The organism is Acinetobacter sp. (assembly GCF_036666595.1).
Taxonomy (GTDB): domain Bacteria; phylum Pseudomonadota; class Gammaproteobacteria; order Pseudomonadales; family Moraxellaceae; genus Acinetobacter.
The window spans coordinates 1-793 of the sequence record NZ_JAVWVO010000068.1 but is presented as its reverse complement, the minus strand read 5'-3'; the positions used below and the strand labels follow the sequence as shown (position 1 = coordinate 793).

General features: G+C 35.3%; 1 pseudogene. It reads right to left on the bottom strand.

Features of this window, described 5'->3' with window-relative positions:
• Nucleotides 1–304, bottom strand: a pseudogene (locus tag RR876_RS16800) (transposase); the annotation flags it as partial.
• Nucleotides 305–793: the final 489 nt, after the last annotated feature.

Below are 793 nucleotides of genomic sequence, written 5' to 3'. Positions count from 1 at the left end.
ACAGCATGCTGAGCAATTGATTTACGTTGAATTGGCCTTAAAACTTTTTTGACAGTGCGTCTTGTAAGATATCTGACTTGAGTCGCTCATCGGCATACATACGTTTAAGACGAGCATTTTCAGCTTCTAGCTCTTTCAATCGAGTCATCATCGAGAGATCCATGCCACCAAATTTTGATTTCCACTTATAAAATGTGGCCGAACTCATTCCATGTTCACGGCATAAATTTGGAACTGGAGTTCCTGCTTCAGCTTGCTTCAAAATACTCATGATTAAGCTGTCTGAATATTTAGATGTTTTCATAGAAAATCTCCTTAAGTTAAGGCTATTCGATTTTCTACTTTTAAGTTCAATTATTTGAGGGGAGCATTACCTATCCGCAACCCCCCTAAATTCATGTGCGCTCAGGCGTACAAAATTGGTGGATTTTTATCCCAAGAGTTGTCCGCAGAAATTGGGGATAATTTAAGCCAGCGTTGGCTTGATAACGCAGAGAAAAATGACAAATCGATTAAATATTAATCAATTTTATTGGCTGAAAGTGACAAATCTGTTCAATAAAAAGCCGACTTGTTTCCAAGTCGGTTTTTTGTTGTTTTTCAGGGGGATGAAAATTTTTTAACTTTATGAAAAACAAGGATATTTTAAAAAGCATTTCGTATAACCTCCATTATGTTAAATGGAAGCAAACGACCTCCAAGAAAATCGGTATAGTATGAATAGTTATTGAGTAGATAAGAGAATTAAATTAGTGAAATACTCAAAAGAAAAAATAGTAAAAGCCCTATTACT